2 tRNA genes and 2 rRNA genes (1 of these 4 running past the window's edge) are annotated in these 2,871 nt (G+C 50.9%); all 4 read right to left on the reverse strand.

From position 1 onward, the window contains the following. Positions 1–629, reverse strand: a 23S ribosomal RNA gene (locus R3X28_RS19045); it reaches 2,202 nt to the left of the window's first position. 203 nt (positions 630–832) lie between these two features. Continuing rightward, positions 833–909: transfer RNA gene (locus R3X28_RS19050), tRNA-Ala, on the reverse strand. Between the two features lie 132 nt (positions 910–1,041). Continuing rightward, positions 1,042–1,115, reverse strand: a tRNA-Ile gene (locus R3X28_RS19055). A gap of 130 nt (positions 1,116–1,245) precedes the next feature. Further along, positions 1,246–2,774 (reverse strand): 16S ribosomal RNA (locus R3X28_RS19060). The 16S and 23S rRNA genes sit together here with 2 tRNA genes alongside, the layout of an rRNA operon. Positions 2,775–2,871 lie beyond the last annotated feature (97 nt).

The raw sequence follows: 2,871 nt of genomic DNA on the forward strand, positions 1-2,871 counted from the left end.
AACCTTGCCAGTAAAAGTAACTCGTAGGCTCATTATGCAAAAGGCACGCCGTCACCCCGAAGGGCTCCGACCGCTTGTAAGCGTATGGTTTCAGGATCTATTTCACTCCGTTATTCACGGTTCTTTTCACCTTTCCCTCACGGTACTGGTTCACTATCGGTCTCTCAGGAGTATTTAGTCTTGGCGGATGGTCCCGCCGGATTCATACAGGGTTTCACGTGCCCCGCACTACTCAGGATACCACTATCGACAATGGTCTTTACTTATACGGGACTGTCACCCTCTTTGGTTACCCTTTCCAAGGTATTCTAATTCATCGCACGTCGAACAGCGTGGTCCTACAACCCCAACATTGCCGAAACAACATTGGTTTGGACTAATCCGATTTCGCTCGCCGCTACTTTCGGAATCACTTTTGTTTTCTCCTCCTCCGGCTACTTAGATGTTTCAGTTCACCGGGTTTGCTTCCCTTGCGGGATGACATGTCTTCAACATGCCGGGTTGCCCCATTCGGATATCCGCGGATCATATCGTGTGTGCCGATCCCCGCGGCTTTTCGCAGCTTATCACGTCCTTCTTCGCCTCTGAGAGCCTAGGCATTCCCCATACGCCCTTATCTAGCTTGTCGCTATACCTTTTATTCTTATTCTTATTCTATTCGTACTACTTTACTTAAAAAATTCGTGTTTTCTCTTCAAAGTACATATACCTAAATATATATACCCTGTCCCAATATGTCAATGAACGTTGTCGTGAGCCACGACGGGCAATTGAATCCCGTACGGCCCAACACAATACTCGAGGATGGACCAAACCATCCCCAGGCATTGCCTGGTGGAGAATATCGGAGTCGAACCGATGACCTCCTGCGTGCAAGGCAGGCGCTCTAGCCAGCTGAGCTAATCCCCCGTCTTTCAGTCGCCGGCTATCAGTTAACAGTTATCAGTTAATCGATGACCTTACGCCAACTTGGGATACCCAACTCCTAAAATTTCCAATCTTTCAATTATATGAACGTATCGCCCCCATTGGGGCAAAATGTAGTCCCAGGCAGACTCGAACTGCCGACCTCTACATTATCAGTGTAGCGCTCTAACCAGCTGAGCTATGGGACTGTCCCTAACACTCTTCGTTTTCGTAAACGACAAATGTTATTTACTTATATTGTTATCATAAAGACAGTTTCTTGAAATTAAATCGAAAGGACGGGACCGGTCTTATGGTCTTTGGCCGTCGACTCTCTAGAAAGGAGGTGTTCCAGCCGCACCTTCCGGTACGGCTACCTTGTTACGACTTAGCCCTAGTTACCGATCTTGCCCTAGGCCGCTCCTTACGGTGACGGACTTCAGGCACTCCCGGCTTCCATGGCTTGACGGGCGGTGTGTACAAGGCCCGGGAACGTATTCACCGGATCATGGCTGATATCCGATTACTAGCGATTCCAGCTTCACGGGGTCGAGTTGCAGACCCCGATCCGAACTGTGATCGGTTTTATAGATTCGCTCTGCCTTGCGACATGGCTGCTCTCTGTACCGACCATTGTAGCACGTGTGTGGCCCAGGACGTAAGGGCCGTGATGATTTGACGTCATCCCCACCTTCCTCACGGTTTGCACCGGCAGTCCCGTTAGAGTCCCCGACATGACTCGCTGGCAACTAACGGTAGGGGTTGCGCTCGTTATAGGACTTAACCTGACACCTCACGGCACGAGCTGACGACAACCATGCAGCACCTTGCAAATTGCCCGAAGGAAAATCTATCTCTAGACCTGTCAATCTGCATTTAAGCCCTGGTAAGGTTCCTCGCGTATCATCGAATTAAACCACATGCTCCACCGCTTGTGCGGGCCCCCGTCAATTCCTTTGAGTTTCATTCTTGCGAACGTACTCCCCAGGTGGGATACTTATCACTTTCGCTTGGCCGCCCAGGTCTCAAGGACCCGGACAGCTAGTATCCATCGTTTACGGCGTGGACTACCAGGGTATCTAATCCTGTTCGCTCCCCACGCTTTCGTCCATCAGCGTCAGTATATGGTTAGTGACCTGCCTTCGCAATCGGTGTTCTATGTAATATCTATGCATTTCACCGCTACACTACATATTCCAGCCACTTCACCATAACTCAAGACCACCAGTATCAAAGGCAATTCTACAGTTGAGCTGCAGACTTTCACCCCTGACTTAATGGCCCGCCTACGGACCCTTTAAACCCAATAATTCCGGATAACGCTCGGACCCTCCGTATTACCGCGGCTGCTGGCACGGAGTTAGCCGGTCCTTATTCTTACGGTACCGTCAGGGGGCTACACGTAGCCCTTTTTCTTCCCGTATAAAAGCAGTTTACAACCCATAGGGCCGTCTTCCTGCACGCGGCATGGCTGGATCAGAGTCTCCTCCATTGTCCAATATTCCTCACTGCTGCCTCCCGTAGGAGTCTGGTCCGTGTCTCAGTACCAGTGTGGGGGATCCCCCTCTCAGGGCCCCTACCCATCGTAGTCATGGTAAGCCGTTACCTTACCATCTAACTAATGGGACGCATGGCCATCTCTTGCCGGCCGAAGCCTTTAATCAAAACACCAGGCGGTGCAATGATACTACGGGGCATTAATCCAAGTTTCCCTGGGCTATTCCCCTGCAAGAGGCAGGTTCCATACGCGGTGCGCACCCGTGCGCCGGTCGTCAGCGGAGTGCAAGCACTCCCTGTTACCCCTCGACTTGCATGTGTTAGGCCTGCCGCTAGCGTTCATCCTGAGCCAGGATCAAACTCTTCATCGTTGTCTTATAAATATATTCCGCCAACGACCAAGAACCCTCCCGGCCCCGTCTCTCGATTCAAAATTCTTTATCTTATATATGGTACGGCATTCCTGCC

The organism is Maribacter sp. TH_r10, from assembly GCF_033101095.1.
Classification (GTDB): Bacteria; Bacteroidota; Bacteroidia; order Flavobacteriales; family Flavobacteriaceae; genus Maribacter_A; species Maribacter_A luteus.